This window comes from Pseudoalteromonas aquimarina, assembly GCF_049257255.1.
GTDB lineage: Bacteria > Pseudomonadota > Gammaproteobacteria > Enterobacterales > Alteromonadaceae > Pseudoalteromonas.
Window position 1 is genome coordinate 13,590 of record NZ_JBMMUG010000012.1, and the last position, 22,976, is coordinate 36,565.

25 protein-coding genes are annotated in these 22,976 nt (G+C 35.2%); 17 read left to right on the forward strand and 8 right to left on the reverse strand.

Annotated features, from left to right (window positions below; all coding sequences use genetic code 11):
- Nucleotides 1-296 precede the first annotated feature (296 nt).
- The 6 genes from AAEU29_RS20400 to AAEU29_RS20425 all read left to right on the forward strand — a co-directional run bounded on the left by AAEU29_RS20400 (nt 297) and on the right by AAEU29_RS20425 (nt 3,567).
- Nucleotides 297-716, forward strand: coding sequence for an antirestriction protein (locus AAEU29_RS20400; RefSeq protein WP_421975019.1), 420 nt, complete (start codon nt 297-299; stop codon nt 714-716).
- Between the two features lie 40 nt (nt 717-756).
- On the forward strand, nt 757-999 hold the full coding sequence (kleE, locus tag AAEU29_RS20405) for a KleE stable inheritance protein (protein ID WP_421975020.1): 243 nt from the start codon (nt 757-759) through the stop codon (nt 997-999).
- Nucleotides 1,000-1,087: 88 nt separating this feature from the next.
- A complete protein-coding gene (locus AAEU29_RS20410; RefSeq protein ID WP_421975021.1) occupies nt 1,088-1,432 on the forward strand; it encodes a TrfB-related DNA-binding protein in 345 nt (114 codons plus the stop codon).
- Nucleotides 1,389-2,132, forward strand: a complete 744-nt coding sequence (locus AAEU29_RS20415) for a ParA family protein (protein WP_421975022.1) — start codon at nt 1,389-1,391, stop codon at nt 2,130-2,132. Before AAEU29_RS20410 ends, AAEU29_RS20415 begins: the two co-directional genes overlap by 44 nt.
- Before the next feature lie 2 nt (nt 2,133-2,134).
- Nucleotides 2,135-3,070 (forward strand): ParB/RepB/Spo0J family partition protein, encoded by a 936-nt coding sequence (locus AAEU29_RS20420; protein WP_421975023.1) that lies wholly within the window; start codon nt 2,135-2,137, stop codon nt 3,068-3,070.
- A 149-nt stretch (nt 3,071-3,219) separates the two neighbouring features.
- Nucleotides 3,220-3,567 (forward strand): KfrB domain-containing protein, encoded by a 348-nt coding sequence (locus AAEU29_RS20425; protein WP_421975024.1) that lies wholly within the window; start codon nt 3,220-3,222, stop codon nt 3,565-3,567.
- A 9-nt stretch (nt 3,568-3,576) separates the two neighbouring features.
- Here AAEU29_RS20425 and traM read toward each other — a convergent pair whose 3' ends face one another.
- The 3 genes from traM to AAEU29_RS20440 are packed head-to-tail and all read right to left on the reverse strand — an operon-like array spanning nt 3,577 to nt 5,122.
- Complete coding sequence (gene traM, locus AAEU29_RS20430) at nt 3,577-4,032, reverse strand: conjugal transfer transcriptional regulator TraM (RefSeq protein WP_421975025.1); 456 nt, start codon at nt 4,030-4,032, stop codon at nt 3,577-3,579.
- Entirely contained in the window at nt 4,032-4,757 is a 726-nt protein-coding gene (locus AAEU29_RS20435) for a PRK13886 family protein (protein WP_421975026.1), read from the reverse strand. Before AAEU29_RS20435 ends, traM begins: the two co-directional genes overlap by 1 nt.
- Nucleotides 4,757-5,122, reverse strand: coding sequence for a TraK family protein (locus AAEU29_RS20440; protein ID WP_421975027.1), 366 nt, complete (start codon nt 5,120-5,122; stop codon nt 4,757-4,759). Before AAEU29_RS20440 ends, AAEU29_RS20435 begins: the two co-directional genes overlap by 1 nt.
- A 303-nt stretch (nt 5,123-5,425) precedes the next feature.
- Here AAEU29_RS20440 and AAEU29_RS20445 point away from each other — a divergent pair, with 303 nt between their 5' ends.
- The 8 genes from AAEU29_RS20445 to AAEU29_RS20480 all read left to right on the forward strand — a co-directional run bounded on the left by AAEU29_RS20445 (nt 5,426) and on the right by AAEU29_RS20480 (nt 17,516).
- Entirely contained in the window at nt 5,426-5,788 is a 363-nt protein-coding gene (locus AAEU29_RS20445; RefSeq protein WP_421975028.1) for a plasmid mobilization protein, read from the forward strand.
- 23 nt (nt 5,789-5,811) lie between these two features.
- A complete protein-coding gene (gene traI / locus AAEU29_RS20450; RefSeq protein WP_421975029.1) occupies nt 5,812-7,932 on the forward strand; it encodes a TraI/MobA(P) family conjugative relaxase in 2,121 nt (706 codons plus the stop codon).
- On the forward strand, nt 7,929-9,791 hold the full coding sequence (locus AAEU29_RS20455; protein ID WP_421975030.1) for a type IV secretory system conjugative DNA transfer family protein: 1,863 nt from the start codon (nt 7,929-7,931) through the stop codon (nt 9,789-9,791). Before traI ends, AAEU29_RS20455 begins: the two co-directional genes overlap by 4 nt.
- On the forward strand, nt 9,788-10,300 hold the full coding sequence (gene traF, locus AAEU29_RS20460; protein WP_421975031.1) for a conjugative transfer signal peptidase TraF: 513 nt from the start codon (nt 9,788-9,790) through the stop codon (nt 10,298-10,300). The genes AAEU29_RS20455 and traF overlap by 4 nt, the downstream gene beginning before the upstream one ends.
- The gene (locus AAEU29_RS20465) at nt 10,301-12,493 is read left to right on the forward strand and encodes a DNA topoisomerase 3 (RefSeq protein WP_421975032.1); all 2,193 of its coding nucleotides are present in this window, start codon (nt 10,301-10,303) and stop codon (nt 12,491-12,493) included. It begins immediately after the preceding gene.
- A 2-nt stretch (nt 12,494-12,495) separates the two neighbouring features.
- On the forward strand, nt 12,496-12,681 hold the full coding sequence (locus tag AAEU29_RS20470) for a hypothetical protein (protein ID WP_421975033.1): 186 nt from the start codon (nt 12,496-12,498) through the stop codon (nt 12,679-12,681).
- Between the two features lie 8 nt (nt 12,682-12,689).
- Nucleotides 12,690-16,580 (forward strand): zincin-like metallopeptidase domain-containing protein, encoded by a 3,891-nt coding sequence (locus AAEU29_RS20475; RefSeq protein ID WP_421975034.1) that lies wholly within the window; start codon nt 12,690-12,692, stop codon nt 16,578-16,580.
- Between the two features lie 690 nt (nt 16,581-17,270).
- Complete coding sequence (locus AAEU29_RS20480; RefSeq protein WP_421975035.1) at nt 17,271-17,516, forward strand: hypothetical protein; 246 nt, start codon at nt 17,271-17,273, stop codon at nt 17,514-17,516.
- A gap of 276 nt (nt 17,517-17,792) precedes the next feature.
- Here the strand turns inward: AAEU29_RS20480 and AAEU29_RS20485 are convergent, their stop codons facing one another.
- Both AAEU29_RS20485 and AAEU29_RS20490 read right to left on the reverse strand, forming a co-directional pair.
- Nucleotides 17,793-18,077: a hypothetical protein gene (locus AAEU29_RS20485; RefSeq protein WP_421975036.1), complete on the reverse strand. Its 285-nt coding sequence runs from the start codon at nt 18,075-18,077 to the stop codon at nt 17,793-17,795.
- Nucleotides 18,078-18,278: 201 nt separating this feature from the next.
- Nucleotides 18,279-18,602 carry a LexA family protein gene (locus AAEU29_RS20490; protein WP_421975043.1) on the reverse strand — a complete coding sequence of 108 codons (324 nt, stop codon included), beginning with the start codon at nt 18,600-18,602 and terminating at the stop codon, nt 18,279-18,281.
- A gap of 358 nt (nt 18,603-18,960) precedes the next feature.
- Between AAEU29_RS20490 and AAEU29_RS20495 the strand changes: the two genes are divergently transcribed.
- From AAEU29_RS20495 to AAEU29_RS20505, 3 genes are all read left to right on the forward strand, one after another.
- Nucleotides 18,961-19,233, forward strand: a complete 273-nt coding sequence (locus tag AAEU29_RS20495; protein WP_421975037.1) for a hypothetical protein — start codon at nt 18,961-18,963, stop codon at nt 19,231-19,233.
- A gap of 423 nt (nt 19,234-19,656) precedes the next feature.
- The gene (locus AAEU29_RS20500; RefSeq protein ID WP_421975038.1) at nt 19,657-19,842 is read left to right on the forward strand and encodes a hypothetical protein; all 186 of its coding nucleotides are present in this window, start codon (nt 19,657-19,659) and stop codon (nt 19,840-19,842) included.
- Nucleotides 19,839-20,222 (forward strand): hypothetical protein, encoded by a 384-nt coding sequence (locus tag AAEU29_RS20505; RefSeq protein WP_421975039.1) that lies wholly within the window; start codon nt 19,839-19,841, stop codon nt 20,220-20,222. Before AAEU29_RS20500 ends, AAEU29_RS20505 begins: the two co-directional genes overlap by 4 nt.
- 1,447 nt (nt 20,223-21,669) lie before the next feature.
- On the opposite strand, the gene AAEU29_RS20510 is transcribed toward AAEU29_RS20505, so the two are convergent.
- The 3 genes from AAEU29_RS20510 to AAEU29_RS20520 form a co-directional block, all read right to left on the reverse strand.
- Nucleotides 21,670-22,377, reverse strand: a complete 708-nt coding sequence (locus AAEU29_RS20510; RefSeq protein ID WP_421975040.1) for a TraX family protein — start codon at nt 22,375-22,377, stop codon at nt 21,670-21,672.
- On the reverse strand, nt 22,359-22,796 hold the full coding sequence (locus AAEU29_RS20515; RefSeq protein WP_421975041.1) for a hypothetical protein: 438 nt from the start codon (nt 22,794-22,796) through the stop codon (nt 22,359-22,361). Before AAEU29_RS20515 ends, AAEU29_RS20510 begins: the two co-directional genes overlap by 19 nt.
- The coding region (locus AAEU29_RS20520; protein ID WP_421975042.1) for a hypothetical protein at nt 22,797-22,976 on the reverse strand (180 nt) is incomplete at its 5' end. It abuts the gene before it with no gap.

Consider the following 22,976-nt stretch of genomic DNA (forward strand, 5'->3'; position numbering starts at 1 on the left):
TAATAATACTTATTATTTAAGCATCCACCCTGTGGATGAATGATGCCTCGCCTTCGGCTCGATGACGTTTATTAGTTCTTCTAACCCTTAATGCTGCAAATAAAAATCATACATTGTTCAAAACTGATACCAGTCTTCGACAAACGCCAAAAGGAAAATGTGAAATCGAGTTTTCTAATTACTTTGCATTTCAAATAAGTTTTAAATTTGTTTAGCTAAATATTCGATATATCGTTGCAAGAATGAGTTATATAAAATACTATATATCGAAGGTTTGTATTGTTTGGAACTTAACAATGAAATTAGTTAATGCAGTAAAACCAAGTGAAAGGCTGAATTTTTTATCTCAACAATTAGATGATGATTTTGGCTATATAACTAGTATGTTTGAAATGTCAGTTTATTACTATATGGATAAACTTTGCATAGATTACAGTTCAGGCATTTGGGAATATTACAAAATAGACAATGCTTTTTTTATAGCTCCGATTGGTGATAAGTCATATAGAATGGTTTTGCCAAGTAATAGCAATAAAAAAGACAATATAGCTGTTTGTAATATTACCGCTGGTGTAATCGTTTGTTTATTTGCTTTATCACATCTATCTAACATGATAAAACATGAAAAACTACTTGATTGTTTTGATGGTCTTGTTAGTTTTGCGGAGACATTGGAAAGTAAAGAAAACATTTCAGCAATCGTAGACATTGAATAAAAAAATTAAACGCTGATATGATTATAAAAAGGAATTAAATATGCGAATTTTAAAAAAAATATTTACCTTTTTTGTAGACCTAGCTTGGTACATTTTAGTAATACTTTACCCGTACCTAAAAGCGATATTATCATTTTTGGCGTTTATTTATTTTATTAAAGTAATCATTACATGGGATGAATCCCCCGGTGATAACTTAATTATTTTTACATCACTATTTATTTCACTCACAGCGTTAATGCTGTTCATAACTAAATACAAACCTAAAAATTTTAGCGGCTAAAATTATTGTTACCACATTATTGTTTAGCTAAACTAAGGCGTAATGCCCTAAATGCTTAATTGCTAGATTTGGAGGTGTAAGGTGGAAAATGGATAAAAAGCTATCAAAAGAAGAATTTGAAATATATTCAAAATCTTTGAATTTTAGCGAAAGAAGATTAGAAATATGCCGTTTGGTACTTGTTGAAGGCATAAAACAGGCTGATGTTGCTAGTAGATTTAGCATTTCAAAAGGCGCTGTATCTCAACATAAGAAAGCATTTTTAGAAGCTGTAGAAGCTCACTTAATACCTAATGGCTTTAAAAAAATTACTGCTGTTTTGCCTAATCATCATGCGTATCAAGTTGAAGTGTGGGCAAAAAAAGCTGAAGAGCAAATAAGGAATAAGAATGAAGAAATTAACAGTGGCGCAACAAAAAGGCGGTGTAGGTAAAACTAACACCCTTTTTCACCTTGCTCATTACTTCAGTGATCAAGGTAAAAAGGTTGCTGTAATAGATATTGATACACAGGCCAATTTATCATGGTCTTTAGAACACTATAAGCAAGCAACTTATACAGCTTATGATTTCTTTGTTGGTGATATAAATATTAATAACATTACATCAGAAGAAAACATTGTTTTGTTTGAAGCTATCCCGGAACTATTAAATTTAGAAGCCGAATCTTTATCTGTTGTGGGTGAGCAGTTTAAAAAAAATGTTGATGCGTTGAGTAGTAAATTTGATATTTGCTTAATTGATACAGCGCCAGCGTTAGGTGTCAGATTGACTTCAGCACTTTATGCTGCTGATTTCACTTATACACCTATTGAAATGGCTGGTTACTCGGTAAATGGTTTAAATATGATGATACAAACCATAGAAAACCTAAAATCAGCTAACCCTACTCTATCGTTTATTGGCGTTATTCCTAGCAGATTTAACGGTAGACATAAAACGCAAGTTCAAAACCTTGAAGATCTACGTAAAAACACAGATCTTTTAGCACCAATCAAAATTACTGAACGAGTCGCTATTGCTGATGCTGCTTTTTACAAACAACCAGTTTGGAAATTAAAGAAAGGCGCGAGAGACGCAATTAAAGAAATGCGTGAATTTGGTAAATTTATTGAATCTAAAATGGAGTTATAAACATGGGATTAGATGCAATTGAAAAAAGCAATATTTCATCTTTGCTTAAAAGCAATAACAATACTGGCTTAGGAAAGCCTGTAGAGCTAGATATAAGCATTGTCCATGATGATCCAAATAACCGTGAAGATGTAACTGAAGAGTTCTTAGAAGAGCTTACAGCGGATATTAAAAGCCGTGGCGTAAAATCACCTGTATCAGTAAGACCTCACCCGGAAATTCAGGGTGAATATATGCTTAATTTTGGTCATAACCGTAAAGCCGCATCAATACGAGCTGGCAAATCCAAAATACCAGCATTTATTGATGAAGAGTTTGAAGATTATGATCAAATAAAAGAGAACCTTTTAAAAGAGAGTCTAAGCGCTAGAGATTTGGCTAATTTTATTCAACGTAAGTTAAATGAAGGCGTGAAAAAAGGTGATATTGCTAAAAATATCGGTAAAAGCGCGAGTTTTGTATCTCAGCATGTAACGCTGTTGAAGTTACCAGAACCAATTAATGAAATATATGAACAAGGTAGATGTTCAGATGTAACAGTAGTTAATAGTCTAGTAAAACTTTATGGTAATAACCCGGATGAAGTTTCATTATGGCTTGAAGATGAAACACAAGATATTACAAGAACTAGTGTTAATTTGTTGAAAGATTATATTGCTGCTGAAGCTGTTCATTCTGATGATGTTGAAGAAGAAGTTGAGCAAGTTGAAACTGAAGAAGTTCAAACGCCAAGTAAAAAAGATTCAACAAAAGACACTGATCCATCAAAATTAAAGAAAGCAATTGTTCAAATTGAGTATCAAGGCCAGTCAGCGCGATTACTATTAAATGTTAGACCTACTGAAGAAGGATTTGCATTTATTAAATTCGATGATGATGGAACTGAAGAAGAAGTGCCATTAAAAGACGTTCAATTAAAGAGCGTTATTGAAGGTTAATGAATAAATCTTAATTATTTGTAACAAAAAAACCGCATTTTGCGGTTTTTTTTTGTCATTGTACCGATTTAGGCCATATTTAATGCTGTAATCTTATATATAATAGAATGTAATTGTTTATCTTAACTTTCTGAGGTTTTAATAAAATAATGAGCAAGTTTCGCGTTTTGGTTATGAATGGCCAAAAGCTGCTTGAAAAGGAAGTACAAAATAAGTGGCAAGTTGAAAAAGTAGATAAGTCGTCACTTAAAGCAGGTATTTATAATATTTATAACGCCAAAGAAGCGGATAGTAACTCTGAATACAGCGGAGTCATCATTCATTCTGGCAATGAGACAACTTATCAAGAAGTAGGAAAGAATAAGTTTGTATCTCATAAAACTGAATCGTTAGGTGTATCAGTAAAAGATGGTACAAACTTAACCATTAGTTACTCAGAAGGAAAAGTGTCTGTATCTCAAAACACACAGACACAAAAGAAAGGCTTAAAACGCTAATTTTAGCGGCTAAAATATAGCAGCATAAGCAACAATTAAAGCTGAAACGGTAGTCAAAATTGAGGCAAATATATTTGCTACTGATACCGTTTTAGTTTCCTTTATTTTTCCTGATATTTCATCTTTGATATTAATAACAGACTCTTCAATAGCTTCTTTCAGCAACTTTTTATTTTCTTCAGTGCTTGTTTCAATTGCCTGAGTAATAGTTGCTGTACTAGCTTTTAGAGAAGAGTTAATAATATTTTCGGCAACACTTTTAGCCTCTTCACTCCAATCAGTAGTTAAAACTTCTAAATTAGATTTCAATTCATTAAGTAAAGATTCTTGTAGTGCCTTTTGAGACTCGATTAATCGCTTATTCAACGTATGAACAATTAAAACTGGATCATTTTTTGTTAGCTTTACGCCATGTTCAACCATAACTTCATGGAGTAAAGCCTCAATGCTAACTTCATTTCCCATTAGATCACCTCTGCAATATCCATAACTTCAAACAGTTGTTTTTTGATCAGCTTTAAGCGTTGTTTGGTCATTATTGTTAAACCTTCAGCTTCTAACGCTTCATCAAAAGTTAAGCGGTCAGAAAGAAGATCACTTAAATCGTGACCAAAAGTTTCTTTTTTGAATTCAGGTATAGGTACAATTGCAGATACTCGTTCTTTATTGTTTTTGTAAGCTTTTAACTCTTCAAAAGAACGTCCTTCATGCTCAACTGCACCCCAATAAGGATTAAGCCAAACTACAAACAAACTAGGCTCTGCAAACTGTTTTGCTAACTGATTAAAGCCGTTAACTGTATCTAGTAAAGCTTGACCACCAGTGACCACAGTATGAATTATTAATTGATGACCCATAGAAGCCAACAATTCAGGAATTTCATTACTTAATAAATAATGTGCAAGTGGAACAAATGTAGCAGCGCCATTATCAATAATTACATCTTGTTCTATTGTTGCTATTTGTTCGATTAGTGAATCGAAATTACGCGGGTTAATTTCATCACCATCCATTATTTTTAGTGGATTTACATTTAAGGACTTATATCCTGCAAAAGTGGCATTTACAGGATCAGTATCGAAACAAATAGGTGTTTGCCCTTTCTCTGATTTGTATTGTGCAATTAGAGCGCTAACAAAAGACTTACCAACGCCCCCCTTTCCTTGTAGAACCATGTGAATTTTAGCCATTACAAAATATCCTCTTTGTTTGCCACGTTACTAAATTCAAAGCTTGAGCTTTTATTTTTTTGTGGCGTTATTTTTTGTTCATTAACTGAAGCTTTATGTTTTTGCTTTTGCGTTAATGTAGTTTCAAACTGCTTAGTTTCATTATCCAAATATGCTTTTATTTGTTTGCAAAAAGCTTGATATGTAACCTTGATTTTTTTCTCTTCAGACAACGTGATCCAAATTTGACGTAACGACCAGCCAGCAGAACGCGCTTCCTGAATATCATTTTTCAAGGAAATTAAAGACGCTTTATTAACCACTCTACTATTGGATTTTTCTCTCTCTATACGCTCAGCAATGCGCTCAGACAATTTTTTAGTCATGTTTATTTCTTTTTTATACGTTGTTTATACGAACGCGCTACAAGCGTTATGCTTTCGATATATAGAATTTATTTTATATCTTTTTGCCTAATAAACAAGCTTTATTCGATATATAAACTATACATAATGTTCGATATAGTGTTAAAGTAATCTTTATTAATGGAGTTATAAAAAAGATTTTAAGGGCAGGACAGGTGAAGTAGGACTACCAGCAAGCTGGACTACTTCACAAATATTATTCGCATAAATGCTCAACAAGTCCTGTTCTGCGAAGCAACGGCTACCGCCTTAAAGGATTTAAATATGAGTGGAAATACAGATAAAACGAGAAAAGAAACAGTACCTATTAAGGTCTATGTGACCCCACAAGAAAAAGACCAAATAATAAGTAATGCAAACTTATATAGTTTGAGCGCATCCAATTATCTTAGAAACTTAGGACTAGGATTTTCTGTAACACCAACAATTGATCAAGAAGCGGTTTCGGCTTTAGCAAAGCTCAATGCTGATCAAGGGCGACTTGGTGGCCTTTTAAAAATGTTTCTGAGTAATGATGAAAAGCTTAGAAAGTTTAATGAAGCAAATCTGATTCAAGGCATTGAAGAATGTTTGAATCGAATATATTCAATCCAAGAAACGCTTTATCACAAAGTCTCAAAACTTTAGCGGCTAAAATTTTGAGGTGAAATGTGATCACTAAAAAAGTACCAATGAACAACCCTCGAAAAAGTAGCTTCAAATCGTTGGTTGAATATTTAGTTGATGATCAAGACAAGTTAGAACGAGTTGCAGAAACACGCATAACTAATTGTCACTCTGACTCTATTGAATGGGCTTCAATGGAAATCGAAGCTACACAGGCAAGAAATACTAGGGCTAAATCAGATAAGACTTATCACCTTATTATCTCGTTTCCTGAAGGTGAAAATCCATCAAATGAAGTCCTTGAAAGTATAGAAAATGAGATATGTGAAGCACTTGGTTTTGAAGAGCATCAAAGAATAAGCGTAACGCATAGAGACACCGATAATTTACATATTCATTTAGCTATAAATAAAATCCACCCGGAAAAGTTAACTTTGCACGAACCATATCGAGATCATTATGTGAGAGATAAGAAGTGCATTGAGCTTGAACAAAAGTATGGTTTGCAAGTTGATAACCATAAAAACAAAAAAACCATATCAGAAGGCAGAGCATCAGATATGGAATCAATGACCGGGCTTGAAAGCTTACTTTCACATGTAAAAGGTTTTGCTGATGAAATAGAAAAAGCTGAGTCGTGGGATGAATTACATAAGCTACTTAATGACAAAGGTGTCACATTAAGCAAGCGAGGTAATGGTTTAATTTTTAGCTCTGGTGAAATATCAGTAAAAGCAAGTAATGTTGATAGAGCTTTTTCAAAAGCAAAGTTAATAGAAAAACTTGGTGAGTTTGAAGAATCTAAATATAAGTCAAACAGTGATTATGCACCGCAACCAATAAATCTTGATGCAGATTCAAAAACACTTTTTCAAATCTACAAAGACGAACAATCACAAAATACTAAAATCTTAAATGCTGAGTTACTAGCTTTATCAGCCGAGCGTACTACAGCAATAAATTTAATTAAAAACAAAACGAGCTTAAAACGCCAAATGCTAAAGCTTGCGACTCCGGGCATTATGAAACGGATAGCGTTAAAGCATATTAATAATGAACAACAAAAAGAACTTAATAAGCTTCATCAAGATTTAAGTAAAAAACGTTCATTACTCTTTTCTGAATATAAAAGAAAAAGCTGGAAAGAGTGGCTTAAAGTAAAAGTAGTAAATGGTGATGAAAAGGCACTTGAAGCTTTAGAGAAAAGCAACAAGTACCAGTCACAGCAAAAAGGAAATACTTTTTATTCGGATGATAAAAAGGTCACTACACACAAAGTATTTAAAGATTTTGTGAACAACGTAACGAACAAAGGAACTGTTGTTTATAAAATCGCAAATACAGCAATTAGAGAACGAAAAAATAGCATTAAGCTAGGTCTTAATCCCACAGAAAACGGCATGTATGCAGCACTTGTAATTGCTGCTTCAAAATACGGCAATTCATTATCAATTAGCGGCAGCGATGATTTTAAAAAGCAAGTTGCCTCTATTGTATCAACCAAAAATTTAAATATTACATTCACTGATAAATTTACAAATTCATTAATTGAGGAAATGAAAAATGACAACGGAAGACGAAAACTTAGCATCGCTTCTGAACGAACTAGATCAGTCAGAGCAGACAGAACAGGAAGCACCACAAGAGGCGAAAACAGAACTAGAGGAAGAAACAACAAGTCCGACAATTTTAGACGTTCAGGACTCACTGAAGCCCAAAGAATACACAATATGTCAACAGTGTCCGAACTCGGTTTGGTTCAGCTCGAAAAGCGAACTGAGTTGTTATTGCCGAGTCATGCACGTAGTGATCTGGAACAAAGAAAAGCAACTAGCACTGAAGCTGTGCGATGGAATATATCTAGGTCAGGAGGAATAGACCCAATTACAAAATTTATTGAGGAAAGAAACGAAAAACGGCAAAAAATATTCGATATACCGATTTATAAGCGATATACTGAATCTGTTTCAGGTGATTTTATATACAAAGGATTGCGGAACGTAAGTGGTGAATCATTGCTTTTAGTGAGTAAAAAAGACTCAGAAGAAATATTAGTTAAAAGTATTGATGCAAAAACGAAAAACCGAGTAATGAAGCTGAAAGTAGGCGATGTATTACGGATTACACCTACAACAGTAATCACTAAGAAAGGTCTTAAACGATGAAAGATAGAAATAACAAAGTCGGCCCTCAAATTAAGGAAAAAAAGCAGATTGATGTAAAGGTTTATGTATTACCTGTTATAGCTATTCTAATTGCTTCTTTATGGTCTGCTACACAACATTTTGCACATAGTTTTAACTATAACGACTTATTAGGTACTCATTTCAATCATATATATTTCCCTTGGCAAATATTAGTATGGTCAACTGAATTCTATTCAGATCAACCTCGCGCATTTATAGTGTCGGGTTCAATTGGTCTAGTTGTATCAGGTGTTGGACTATTAACAGTTATTATTCATAGAATTGTTTCTGCCAATAGCTCTAAGGTTAATCCCTACCTTCATGGCTCAGCACGTTGGGCGAATAAGAAAGATATAGAAGCTTCAGCATTATTTTCTGATACTGAAGATTCCGTTTTTGTAGGTGGTTGGGAAGACGAAAAAGGGAACTTACATTACTTGCGACATTCAGGCGCGGAGCATGTTTTAACTTATGCGCCTACTCGTTCAGGTAAAGGTGTGGGCTTAGTAATTCCGACTTTGTTATCTTGGGTTAAAAGCTGCGTTATTACTGATTTAAAAGGTGAATTATGGGCTTTAACTTCGGGCTGGCGAAAATTTCACGCCAGTAACAAAGTTATCAAATTTGAACCAGCATCTTTAAATGGTTCTATCAAATGGAATCCACTCGAAGAAATCAGAATCGCCACTGAGTACGAAGTAGGCGATGTTCAAAACCTTGCTACGTTAATGGTTGATCCAGATGGAAAGGGATTAAATGACCACTGGCAAAAAACATCACAAGCGCTGCTCGTTGGTCTTATCTTGCATGTTTTATATAAAGCTAAAAATGATGGAGCAATAGCAACACCTCAATCTATTGATGCTGCATTAGCTGACCCGGATAGAGATATATCTGAGTTGTGGATGGAAATGACACAATATCATCATGTAGATGGTAAACCCCATTCAGTAGTAGCCGCAGCCGGGCGCGATATGATGGATAGACCCGATGAAGAAGCTGGCTCAGTGTTATCAACTACAAAATCATATTTATCTCTTTATCGAGATCCAATTGTTGCGGCTAATACTTCAGCGTGTGAATTCAAAATTAAAGATTTGATGAACCATGATAACCCGGTAAGTCTTTACATTGTTACACAACCAAATGACAAAGCACGTTTAAAGCCGTTAGTACGAATTTTGATAAACATGATAATTCGTTTATTAGCTGATGAAATGTCGTTTGAAGGTGGTAAGCCTGTTGCATCATATAAACATAGATTGCTTATGATGCTCGATGAATTCCCTTCACTTGGCAAGTTAGAAATATTGCAAGAGAGCTTAGCTTTTGTAGCTGGCTATGGCATCAAATGTTATTTGATTTGTCAGGATATAAACCAGCTTAAAAGTCGTGAAACGGGCTATGGTCAAGATGAAACTATAACGTCTAACTGTCATATTCAAAACGCATACCCACCGAACCGCATCGAGACAGCAAAACATTTATCATCATTAACAGGCCAAACAACAATCATAAAAGAAGCTGTTACCACAAGTGGTAAAAGAATAAGCGCGATGCACAGCAATGTATCTAAAACTCAACAAGAAACAGCCCGGGCGCTTTTAACAGAAGATGAATGTTTACGTATGCCAGCACCTAAAAAAGACGCTAAAGGCATGATTAAAGAAAGCGGTGATATGGTTATTTATGTTGCTGGTTATCCTGCTATCTATGGCAAGCAAGTCTTGTACTTTAAAGATCCTACCTTTGACGCCAGAAGCAAAGTAAAGGCGCCAATTGAATCCGATGTAATCCGTAAAACAATTGTGAATAAGCCTATTGAGGTCGCACTATGATTAAGAAAATTACGATACTTCTCATTTTATTATTTTGTACTGCTTCAGTTTTCTTCTTAGCTGGTGCGCGAGTTAATTACACTGTTTCATTTCCTATAGGTCTTTATTGGACGCAAGAAAAAACTGTTGAAACAGGTGATTTAGTTACTTTCTGCCCACCTAATACAGATGTTTTTAAATCAGCCCGGGAGTATGGATTTATTACTTATGGTTTTTGTGCAAATGAATATGGCGAATTGATGAAGCGTGTTGTTGCTCAAGAAGGTGACAAAGTAACGCTTAATCAAAATGGCGTAAGTGTTAATGGTGTATCTATACAAAATACAAAACCAGTAGCAATGCAAGATTTCCCACACTTCAAATTACATAACTACACCTTAAAAAAGGGTGAAGTGCTTTTAATTTCTGATCATCATCCATTGTCATTTGATGCGCGCTATTTCGGCTTGGTTAAAGCGACAAATATACAAGATGTAGTTAAGCCTATATGGACTAAAGAGGAAGCATAAATGAAACGAGTTTTTATTGCTGAAAAACCAGAGCTAGCAAGGGCTATTGTTGAAGGTCTTGGTGGTGGAACTAAAAAGAATGGTTATTATGATTGCGGTGATGATTGTGTTACATGGTGCTTTGGTCACATGTTACAACTGAAAGATCCTCACGATTACGATGCTAAATATCAGAAATGGCAAATGCTAGATTTACCTATGTCATTTGTTCCGTGGGAGCTAAAACCCGGCAATGATAAAGAAGAGCAATTAAACATAATTATTGATTTGCTTAGTAAATCTAAAAGCTGTGTTCATGCTGGTGATGCTGATGCTGAAGGGCAGTTGTTAATAGATGAAATTCTTAATTACATTAATTATCAAAAGCCAGTTGAACGTGTTTTGATAAATGACAACAACTTGGCGCCAGTTAGAAAAGCGTTAGCAAATATGCAGCCTAATTCTAATTTTTATGGATTATCTCAGGCAGCAGAAGCAAGAAGTGTTGGTGATCAGTTATATGGTTTTAATATGACTAGAGCTTATACACTTGCAGCAAGAGATAAAGGGTATCAAGGTATTTTATCAGTAGGCCGGGTTCAAACACCTGTACTTGGTTTAGTTGTAAGACGCGATCTAGAACATGAATCACATAAGAAAAGTTATTTTTATGGCGTTAAAGCAGATTTTGATATTGCTGGAACACAATTAAAAGCGCAGCTAAAAGTAAACCCTGATGACCCTCAAGACGATAAAAACCGTATTAATGATGAAAGCTATGCTAAAGACTTGTCAAAGGCTCTAATTGGTCAAGCAGCGCAAATAAACGCAGCGTCTACAAAACGCAAAACAGAACAACCGCCACTACCTTACAACTTATTAAAGTTACAAACAGATGCGTCTAGAAAATTTGGTTTAAAGCCAGATAAAGTAAAAGACATAACGCAGCAACTAAGAGAAAAATATAAGTTAATTACTTATAACCGTTCAGATTGCCAATACTTAGGCGATGAACACCATTCTGATGCAAGCGCAGTTATGGGAGCAATATCGACTACTGCACCGATGCTTTCCCGAATTGCTAATAGTGCCAATCCAAGCATTAAAAGTAGGGCTTTTAATTCAGAAAAAGTAACAGCTCACCATGCAATTATTCCTACAGAAGCAACCGCTGATTTTAATAAACTGACTCAAGACGAGCAGAAAATATATATATTAATTGCAAGGGCTTATTTGGCTCAGTTTTTCCCACCTTTTGAATATGACCAAACAGATATAGAGATTAGCTGTAACAATCGCTTGTTTACTTGCGTTAGTAAAATGCCGAGAGTATCAGGCTGGAAAGCGCTTTACTCTAACGATAAAGGCAATGAAGAAGTCGAAACTACAAATGACGCTATAGAAGCCGATCTAACTCAGGTTAGCAAAGGTCAGGTAGGCAGTTGTACTAACTCAATTGCAGAGGCGAAAGAAACTAAGCCCCCGGCTCGTTATACGATTTCTACATTATTAAATGATTTAACGCGAGTCGCTAAATACATTAAAGATCCTGAACTAAAAGCATTGCTAATAGAACGTGATAAAGATAATGCAGGGGAGCATGGCGGTATAGGTACGCCAGCAACGCGAGATTCAATCATATCAAACTTATTTGAACGAGGCTTTTTAGAAGAAAAAGGTAAATCAGTAATCAGCACTCAAACAGCGAGAGATTTTTACAACATTTTACCAGATATAGCTAAATATCCCGATATGACGGCTGTTTGGCATCAACAGCAATTAGATATAGAACACAATAAATCAGATTGTTTAAGCTTTATTAGCGGTTTAAATAACTTCATTGCTGAACAAGTTAATGAAATTAAAAATAACGGTTTAACAGGTTTAAAAATAGACGCCCACAAATGTCCTACATGCAAAAAGCCATTACGAAGAATTAAAGGTACTAAAGGGCATTTTTGGGGATGCACTGGCTACCAAGAAGGTTGCAAAACTTCATTACCAGATAAAGCCGGAAAACCAGACTTTAATCAGAAAAAACCTACACCGTCAAAACTGCATAAATGTATGTCGTGTTCATCACCACTAATCAGACGTAAATTCAAAAAATCATTTTTTTGGGGCTGTAGTAATTACCCTAAATGCGAACAAAGTTACCCGGATTTAAAGGGTAAACCTAACTTTTCAAAACCAAAACTAACAGAGGTCAAATAACTATGAGTAAAAGCATATCTCAGGAAACACAAGACGTTTTAATTGAAAGACAGGATGAACTTGAAGTGCCTGGTTCTCAAGTTGAACTCGATGCTGATATTGCGGAAGCGGCTGGCGCCTTTGAAGAAGACGCATTAACTGAAGATGAAGCATTAGATAGCGCAATTGATGTAAATAACGAGCAGTAATAAAAACGATGACTAAACAAGGATTGTCAGTTGAACAAGTAAAGAAAATTTACGAAGAATTTATAGCGGAATTTAATGGCAATTTTGATGTTTTGCCTTTTATACGTGAGAGACAAGAAGATATTTATGGCGAAGAAAACTCAGCAGAGCGAACAGGCGTCACAATCCAAGGAGCCTACCACCCGGCAAGACGATTTATCACCCTTGCAGCTTCCAATTTGGATAACGAAAAAGCCGCCAGAACAACAATTAGACATGAATTGCTCGGACACTATGGACTCAACACTTTTACACCGATTGAGAAAATGGGCGTCCTATCTAAAGTTCTGGAAACGCAGCAAGAAAAATCACTAAAACACGTTTGGAATAAAGTTAATAAATTCTATCCAGAGAGAAACGAACTAGAACGAGCTGAAGAAGTATTTGCTTATGTAGCAGAAGAAGAGCGCTCATTCATTGGACAAGCTTGGGATAATGTACGCTCAACGCTTCAGAAGGCTTTAAGAAAGGCTGGTTTATCAAAGAAACCTCTTACTATATCTGAATTGCGCGTAGAAGCTCAGGCGATTGCTGAAGGCATTAGGAAAGGCGAAAGGAAACAACAAACTTTCCCTAGTGCTGATGATAAACAGTTTAGAAAGGAAACAACTATGAAACATAGCAACAAAAAGCCTTTTCACGAAATAGTGGCAGAAAACCTAATAAAGCAATTGAAAGAAGGAACTGCACCTTGGCAAAAACCTTGGACACCGGGGCAAGCTAGCTTCATGCCATTTAACCCGGTAAGCGGAAAGCGCTATAAAGGAATCAATGCTATTCATTTAATGGGGCAGGGTAAAGCTGATCCACGATGGTTAACTTACAAACAAGCATCAGGCTTAGGCGCCCAAGTAAGGAAAGGCGAAAAAGCAACAACGGTTCAATATTGGAAGTTTACAGAAGAACGCATTAAACGCGATGAAGAAACAGGTAAGCCAATTATTAACCCTGAAACAAAAGAGCCTGAAAAAGAAATTGTTGAATTAGAGCGCCCTAAACTTTTTACCGCAAGTGTTTTCAATGCTTCTCAAATTGATGGTTTACCTGAATTAGAACAGCCAAAAGTGAATAGTTGGGAAGCAAATCAACGTGCTGAAAAAATCTTAAACTCTTCAGGTGCTAACATAAATGAAAGTGAACTTGATAGGGCGTTTTACCGTTCTTCAACTGATTCAATTCATCTACCTAAGCGTGAATTGTTTGATGATAGTAGTAAGTTTTATGCTACTGCGTTACATGAACTAGGACACTGGACAGGACATAAAAGCCGATTAGATAGAGACTTAGCACACCCCTTTGGTAGTGAAGGTTACGCCAAAGAAGAATTAGTTGCAGAAATATCTTCAATGATTTTAGGTGATGATATAGGAATAGGGCATGATCCCGGTCAACACGCAGCTTATGTAGATAGTTGGGTTAGCATTTTAAAAAATGACCCGTTAGAAATATTCAGAGCTGCGGCAAGTGCTGAAAAAGTTAAAGATTATGTTTTATCGTTGGAGAAAACATTATCTCAAGATCAAATCATCGAGCAGCTAGAAAAAAACCATGATTTAGCAGTTGAAGGTTATAGCGCTTTAGAGTCCTATTTTAATTATCGAGATATAGCAAAGTTACACCATTTTGAACCTGTTATCAGAGAATCTTCAACAGGTGAAAGCGATTATGAAATTGCTTATATGGATGGTAACAAAGAGATCCCTATACTCACACAGTTATCAGGTGGTGATGGTAAAGCGGTTACTTATTTCAACGGGGAAAGAGTCAAAGACTTATTTTTCTCTAGCGATAGAGATACACAATTAGACGCTATGATAGAAGCTTTTACAATGTATGAGCGACAAGAGCGAGAAATCAGAGAGTCTATTTCAGCTAAAGTAGAAAGTAATGAATCAACGTTTAAAGTAGTTACGCATGATGAAAAAATTCTTGTAGATAATATTGAATCATTATCAGTTGCTAGTGATATTAAAGATTCAATTAATGTTTTAGCCTTGGCGTTGAATAGTGTTGAATCTGGTAAGCTTCATCCTGAAGAGTTTAATGAATTAGCTGAGCTGAATAATACCTTACCAATAGAAAATGTTCAGAATTGGACGGGTGAAGTAGTCTTAAAATCTGATGATGAAAATATAGCTGTTACATTAAAACAAATTGATGCTGTGAGCGTTGTTCACTCAACACATGAAAGCGAAGAAGAGGCCGCTTTAGCTGCATCAAAATTGAAAGCGATTAAGCAACAATCAGAAATTTTTAAAGGTGGTCAGGAAATGAAAGAACAACAGCAGAAAAGGGAGGAAGTGAAAGCTAATTTTGCGAAAGAAAATACAGATAAATCTAATCGTGTTTTCTTAAATGTACCTTACAAAGAGAAAGAAGAAGCTAAAAACTTAGGTGCTAAGTGGGATAGGCAAGCGCGACAATGGTATATCCGATCATCAATGAAACAAGAGCCTTTTTCAAAATGGCTTGATGCAGAAAATAATAAGCAATCAATACCTGTAGAAAGTAAACCAGCACCAGAAAAACATTCAGAAAAGCTTTATCTTGCAGTACCTTTCAAAGACAAAGATAACGCTAAAAAAGCCGGGGCTAAATGGGATTCTACCGCTTCAAGTTGGTATGCAGATGCTAGTTCAGATATGAGTGTTTTGAAAAAGTATTTACCTGATAATAGAGCTGTTCAGCAATTGCCGAAACAAACACCAGAACAAGAATTTGCTGAAGCATTAAAAGAAAATATACATGCAATAGTAGATGGTGATCACCCTATTATGGATGGTAAAAAACACCGAATTAAAGTTGAAGGTGATAAAGCTGGCGAAAAATCCGGGTTTTATGTTGCTCACTTAGACGGACGCCCGGCTGGTGTGATGATGAACAATCGCGTAGGTGAAAAGATTAATTGGAAAGCACAAGGGCAGAAGTTATCTCAGGAAGAAAGAGCAAAACTTAATGCAGAAGCTGCTTTGAAAAAAGCAAAACGTGCTGAAGAACAATCTAAGCATTTTGATAAAGTATCAGTTGCACTAACAGAACTATATACATTGTCACAACCAGCAACAAATGAGGCCGCTTATCTAAAAGAAAAAGGGGTTGATGCTGATAGTTTACGTATTGTACCAAGTGATCCTAGTGTCATTCCTGAAAGCTCAATTGTTAAAATCGGTCGTAACTTTAAAGAGTCAAAACAGATCCGGGAAAAGAACCCTGAAGCGATTGTATTTACTTCAGGTGAACTTTTAGTACCAGCGCATGACAAAGACAATAAGTTATGGCAATTGCAAGCAATACAGCCTAATGGTTCAAAGCGCTTTGCTTCAGGTGGCAAAAAAGAAAGTAGTTTTTTTGTAGTAAGTGGCAATATGGAAGCTTTAAAAACTGCACCAGCAATTATTATCAGTGAAGGGTATGCTACAGCTAAATCAATGTCGTATGCTTCCGGCTTACCAACAGTAGCCGCTTTTGATTCAGGCAACTTGAAAAAAGTAGCTGAGATTATGCGTGAAGTGTTTCCTGATAAGCCTATTATTATCGGTGGTGATGATGATAGGTTAAGCGCAGAGAAACACCCTCAAAAAGTTAACGTAGGACGGGTGAAAGCTAAAGAAGCTGCTGAAGCTGTGAACGGTGCGGCTATATTCCCGGTGTTTGCTCCCGGGGAAGCTGAAACTGGTTTGAGTGATTTTAATGATTTACAACAAAAGTCACTTCTTGGAGTCGAAGCTTTAAATAGACAAGTAAAAGCCGCGATTAAAAAGACAATTGAACGCCAAAAGGAAATTAAGCAAAAACAAGAAAATGTTGTTGAGCTTAAACAGCAATCAATAGAACCTAAAAAGCGAGTAATCAGCCGATAGTAACAAAGAAAGCCCTTTTAAAAGGGCTTTTTTTTACATCAAATTTGTAAGTGCATTGGCTAGCGTTAACAAGCCGAATATGATTTGCTTATTAACTTCTATTTTAAAGTGACAATTAAATTCAATTTTCACCTTTTTCTCCTTAAATGATTTAAAGGTGTTGAAAAAAAGTGAGCCAGTGCATAGTATCATTTGTGTCAAGAAACGAATTTTTGCATAGGCTCAGCCTTGTGAAACTTCCTCTAAGGGTAGGCTTTTTAGCCTGCCCTTATTGTTTCTATTGGAAAATTCCTTTTCTATTGTCGAAGATAGGGGGGTTTAAGCTAAACATCAAGCGCCATTAGGCGCTAAAAATATTGGAACAATATTTTACTAACTCCAATGTTAATACCCACTAACTTTCCAAGTTTCATACTATTAACCCGTATAAAAAAACAACGTTTAAATTACGATAAAAAAAAATATTAAAATTTTTTTGTTTGACCGAAATTAAGCAAAGTGCTTTTACCTATAAGCGCTGTATGTTGTTGTTTCATATTGGCTAATTAACTATATATATGGTTATCTGGTTGTTTTTTTAAAGTGTGATCAATTTCACAAATGTAATACTTTATTATTGGTTTTATTGCGTTGTTTGGTATAATCTTCTTATGCCCTAAAAGAGGCATCACTCACCAAATGGAGTACACAATGAAAAAGTTAGTTAAATATACGGAAGTAATCGAAACGAACAGTGTTGTGATTAAAAGAACCTGTGAACTCTCTATCGAAGAAAAAGCGCACCAAAAAGCGAGTAATACAAAAGTATCTTTAAAGCTGTTTACTATTGTGTTGCTTGAAATTATAGCCGTTGCTGTTGTTTATATTTGTAGTGATGACTTTGGATATAAAAACGTAGTCGAATTAATAAAAACTATAATCAGCACTATAAAATGATAAAGGGGCTTTACGCCCCTTTTTTTGGATATTATGAATTTAATTTCCTATTTAATCATTTTAAAATGTCGGAAAGCTTCTGTTATCCATACAAATGCGTACTGAGGACATTCATAAACTCTTTTTTCTGTATCTACTCTATTATGAGGGGGTCTTCTTGGCAAACCATGTAACTCTTTCGCGTGGGCTATCCAGCAAGTTTTTACAATTCGCTTTTCTTTTTTCTTTATATACTCCTGAATGTCTTTATAAGTTGCCATTCTTTACACTCGATAATTAACTATTAGAATAGTGCTCAGCAATTTCATCAAGAGAATCACCCACTTTGTTTAGAGCATCGGCTACGTTCTCGATAGCTTCACCGATTACTTTAGCTTGAACATTAGCACCACAATCACTTATGGCCGCTTGCATAAATGCTGCAATCAGTGCTGGATTCTTTTCAGCAAACCCTTCACCAAACTGTTTGTCTATCTCAACAACTGCATCACTCATGTATACTGAGGCGGCAATTGAGCCCTGCTTAAAAAGTGATTCTAAAGAGGCTGATATATCTGTCATTTTAATTTTCCTTTATTCCAATGAGTTTTATCCCTCATTTATCAGTTACATTATGAGTTTGAAAATAAAAGCCCATAATTTTTGTCTACGCTATCACATTAATATGCTGATACACAGACTAGGGTAAATAACAACCAATACATATTTCCTTATAGTAAGCCACTGTTGAAATAGTGGGAACGTGTAAAACTTATTTATACGTTAAAGCAAACGCTGTTTTTTTCGGTGAAGTCGTAAGGATTTTGTGACTACACCCTCAAGCGTAAATTTATCAAGCGAACCGATAGAAACGGGCTTAAAGTCTTCATTGGCGGAAACAAGGCAGCGATTAGTGAAATCGAGTTGCTTGCAGACAAATTCATTATTGTACTGTGCCACGATAATATCACCGTGTTTTGCTTCAACGGCTCTATCAACTATCAGTAAATCACCATCGTAAATGCCGACCCCGTTCATACTGTCACCAGATGCCAAGCCGATAAATGTGGCGTTTGGATGCTCAAGCAATAATTCATTGAGGCTCATACCAAGCTCGGTATAAGCATTAACATCATCAAAATTTAAATGTGCTACGTTCACAATTGCAAAAAATTAAACTGTATATACATACAGTTTAATTCAAAGAGTGAATAAAACAAAAAATAATAAAGTCTCAGCAGTACCATCTATAACTAGCAACACCAAATAGGCACGTAACGAATGATATGTTAAATAGCGCTATCCATAATTTAATATTGCCTTGGCAAATTTAAAAAACACCTTTATGATTAAGTGGTGAATTTAAAAAACACCGCGCCAAATTTAAAAAAATTGTTTTTGGCTATTAAGGGCTTTGTTTTAATGTGTTCGCAAGCGAACAGGTTTTAACGCCATAAGAAGAAATATGAAATTAGAAAAGTTACGAGTTTACTTTGAAGCTGGTGATCTAATTAGCGCATTAGTTACCCCTGCATTTAGTGACGGTAAAGGTTGGTTGTTACAAGTTAAACGACAAAATGGCGTTGTGCTAACTATGCAGCTAGACAAGAAAAAGTCTTTAGGCGCTACCGGCTTTCGTGAACAAGAAAGAGTGTTTAAATCTATTGATGCGGCTGTTAAGTCGGCTGAGTCGATAGGGTTTAAAGAAGTAAAAGTAAATACAGTTTTCAAGCATTAAAAATAGCAAATATTTTGTTGTTTTTGTGTTTTTTCCTTTGAAAATAGCAAATATTTTGCTATTATTACTTTGTGGTTAGGGCATTGGGCTTTAACACTAAAAGTAAGGAGTTATATGGGAAGAAAAAGGAAAACTAAAAAGCGTTCTAATCCAAGTCAGGACGAAAAGGAAAGGCTTGAAAGATTGGAGCTAAGGCTGAAGATACTAAGGTTAGCAATTGAAATTCCATTAGTAACAACAGCCCTAATAGTCGGAATCGACAAGATTCTAAAACTTTAAATCAAGAGGGGCTGCAACCCCTCTTCATTCAATTAAAGGATAGCATAGTGATGAAAGTGAATAAAGAATTACTCCCTGTAGTTGGTGTGGTAGTGGTTACGGTTCTTTGTGTAGCCGTATATTTCGCGTTTTTGAGGTAGATTAATGTCAGCATCAAGAGAAGCTAAGAAAATGGGTTTAAAGAGCCTTAAAATAGCTATGGAGATGACAGGGCAATCAAGGCAGAACTTGCAAAACTGGTATCAAGATAAGCCTGATTTGTTTCGCGTAATTATTGAGGGTTGTATTTCAATACAAAAGAAAGAATTGGAAGCAGCTAATAAGCAATGAAAAACGCATTATTTATAGTCGTTACATTCATTTCGTTTTCAATTTTTGCGCGAGGTGGCGCTTCTGCAATTCCTAATACTTCTAAATGGAAAGAAGCTGATTATGTGCAATATCATTGCCGTGGTGAAATTGAACATAGACTACCAGATAAAACAAGGGTTGATTGTCTTAATGATACACACGCTATTGAATACGATTTTGGTTATAAGTGGCATGAAGCATTAGGGCAAGCGCTTTACTATTCAGCCATGACAAGTAAAAAGGCTGGTATTGTTTTAATTGTGAACCCAAAAACAAAAGAACGGTATTTAGCTAGGCTTAAAAAGACGATTGAAGCGCATAGCTTAAATGTAGATATATGGGTAATTCACTCGAAATAGTGTTTTTTAGATAAAAAAAGGGCTGCAATTTGCAGCCCTCAAAAAGTTGGAAATAAGAATTTACTTCTTATTTCGTAAACTTTTTACACTAACCGCAATTCTTAGGGTTAAATGAATAACCGTCAGAACAGGGATAGCGATTACTAGAACTTCAATCATTCTAGAACCCCCCATAGTCTATGGGAGTGAAGCTCACCACACCAAATGCGTCTTACTTACCTTGCTTTAGTGAGTTAACCTCTGCCTTAGAGATATACGCTCCTCTACCCGGTTAGACGCACATCTGATTACCAGTCAGATAGCAAGGATTTAAAAGAATCCGTTAAAAACCGTTGAGAAGCGAGCCTCTCCAGACTCAGGCTTATTAAACACCGATTAGTAAAAAATATCAAGCTGAAATATAACGCAAGAGTTACTAAGTAACTGATAGAATAGGTGTTTTTTTTATCTTTTTTTGCTTTTTCTATTAATAGACAATAGGTTAGAGCTATTTATCAAATCTAAATTTTTTTTTATTTTTTTTGTGGGGATAGAGAACTTATTTTGTAGGGGTGGATAACTTATTCAGTTTATTGCAATTATAAAACAACATATACTTTCAAAGGTTTCTATAATTACGATCCATAAAGATATTAACCAACTTACTTTACTTTAATAGATACAATACTGGTATGACCAGTTAAATTAAAAATTTTACAAATAGGATTAAATACGCAAATCAATTTATTTAATTTGTAAAAAATCTATACTTTCAAAGGTTTGTATAGTTATTTATTAACCTACTGACTTTAATAAATATTTAACTGGTCTAATCAGTTAAGTTAAAAGCTTTACAAATAAATTTAAATACGTAAACTTAACCATGCCTTAGAGATATACGTTCCTAGCAAATCGTTCTCACGAACGTTTGCAAAATCACCGATCACCAATCGGAGATTTTAGGAAATAAAAGGTCTTCGACTTCAAACCGGAGATTTATATAAAATTAATCAGGTATTTTTAAACTTTTCGCAAAGTTAAAATTCCATCAATAAAACCCGACTACCAATCGGGTTTTTTTGTGCCTTTAATTTATTCAAAAAGTATTTCTAAACACTTTTTTACAGCCCATGATATGAAGCCTTGTTTGATACCTTTTTTAAAAGTGTCATTTGTATAATCGTTAGACTCTTCTTTATTTTTATTATCTAGCATTTTTTACCTTCTTTATTGTTGTTTCTGGAACCCTAGATTCATCTAACTACTTTTATACATGCAGGAATAAGCGCACCATACATTATTGTTATGGTGGAGTAATGAATGAGAAAATTTTTAAGTCTGAAGATCTAGGTGTGGGTATATCGACTTATAGGATAGTTGTTTTTGTCGATCATATTTTATTATAACACGAATGAGAATTATTTGTAAAATGAGAGGTTAATCGTAACTTTATGGCGTTTAACTTTTATCATGTAAAGAACAAATAACCAGCTTCACGCATTGGTATTCTTATGATGATAAACGCGATTAAATGAACCGGGTAAAAGTAATAAAATAACCACTTTGACCATTTTGGTCTTGTATAGTTAATGCTCAAAGGTTTGAACAAAAAAACAACAATTAATGATGACAGGGCATAATAATTGTTATTAATGAATGTCAGGCTTAATAGACAGAAAACAATTAAGAACAAGAAGCGAAGTTGTTTTGTTTTGAATAGGTAGTAACTAGCGATTGGTAGCAAAACACCTACATGAAAAAACTCTACAAAAAATCCAGCAATCAGAAAAACAAGTAAACCTGTTATTGCTCTTTCTTCTACTAGTAAATAAATAACCAATACAGAGGCCGCAAGCGTGAATAATATGTTTAAAGGCCAGATAGCATATATATTGCCTAAATAAGCGTGTGGTGGTGTTGCTAAGATGCCAAATATAAATAGACGCTTTACAACTTTTAAAAGAGAAATGCTGCTTATGTTTGCCCTCGCGCAGTTATAGCCAAGAATGAAAGCAAACAGAGGTAATGCTAATCGTCCAACTTCATAGCAAAATGGCAAAGTGCCATTGAATAAATATTTGTTTACGTGATCAGCAATCATAAATAGAAGCGCTAAATATTTCAGCGCTTCTAGTTCGCCATCACTAAACTTAACGTCTACGGCTGAACTTGGCACAATTCAGGGTTTCCATTTTGCTGGTGTTTATTGCTGCACATATAGCGCTCGCATCGCTCCCACTCATGGCTCCCTATATCATATTGATCACAATTATCAGGAATCGCAGTTGCATTATTGCACTCTTGTCTATGATTACTGTCGTTGATGCTGTCGCAAGTCATATCATCGTAACCAACAATTTCATCATTCGCGTTTTTTCTCGGGCACTTTGGCTTAATGCCAAATGGCCCGATTGTGGCTAAATAAAGACTCCATCTTGTTAAAGCGGCTTGGCACTCAGCATGTGATTCAGGAATTGCTATACCGATAGCGCATACTCTAGCTTCACATGCGTATTTTTGACCTTTACTTAAAATTCCAGCTTTCGCATTAGCTGAAAGAGCTAATAGCACAGCTACTAATAATATCTTTTTCATTTAACTATCCTTATTTACAGAATTATCTATTTGATTGTTGCCTGATAAGAAGCTTCTAGCTGCTTCTGCTTGCTCAGAGCGTTGCATATTTGATTGAACCTTATCAGCAGCCGCAATATCTTTAATATCTTGTCTAGCTTGCTTAGCTTGCCCCGGATTTCTAATTTCTTCAGCCAAGCG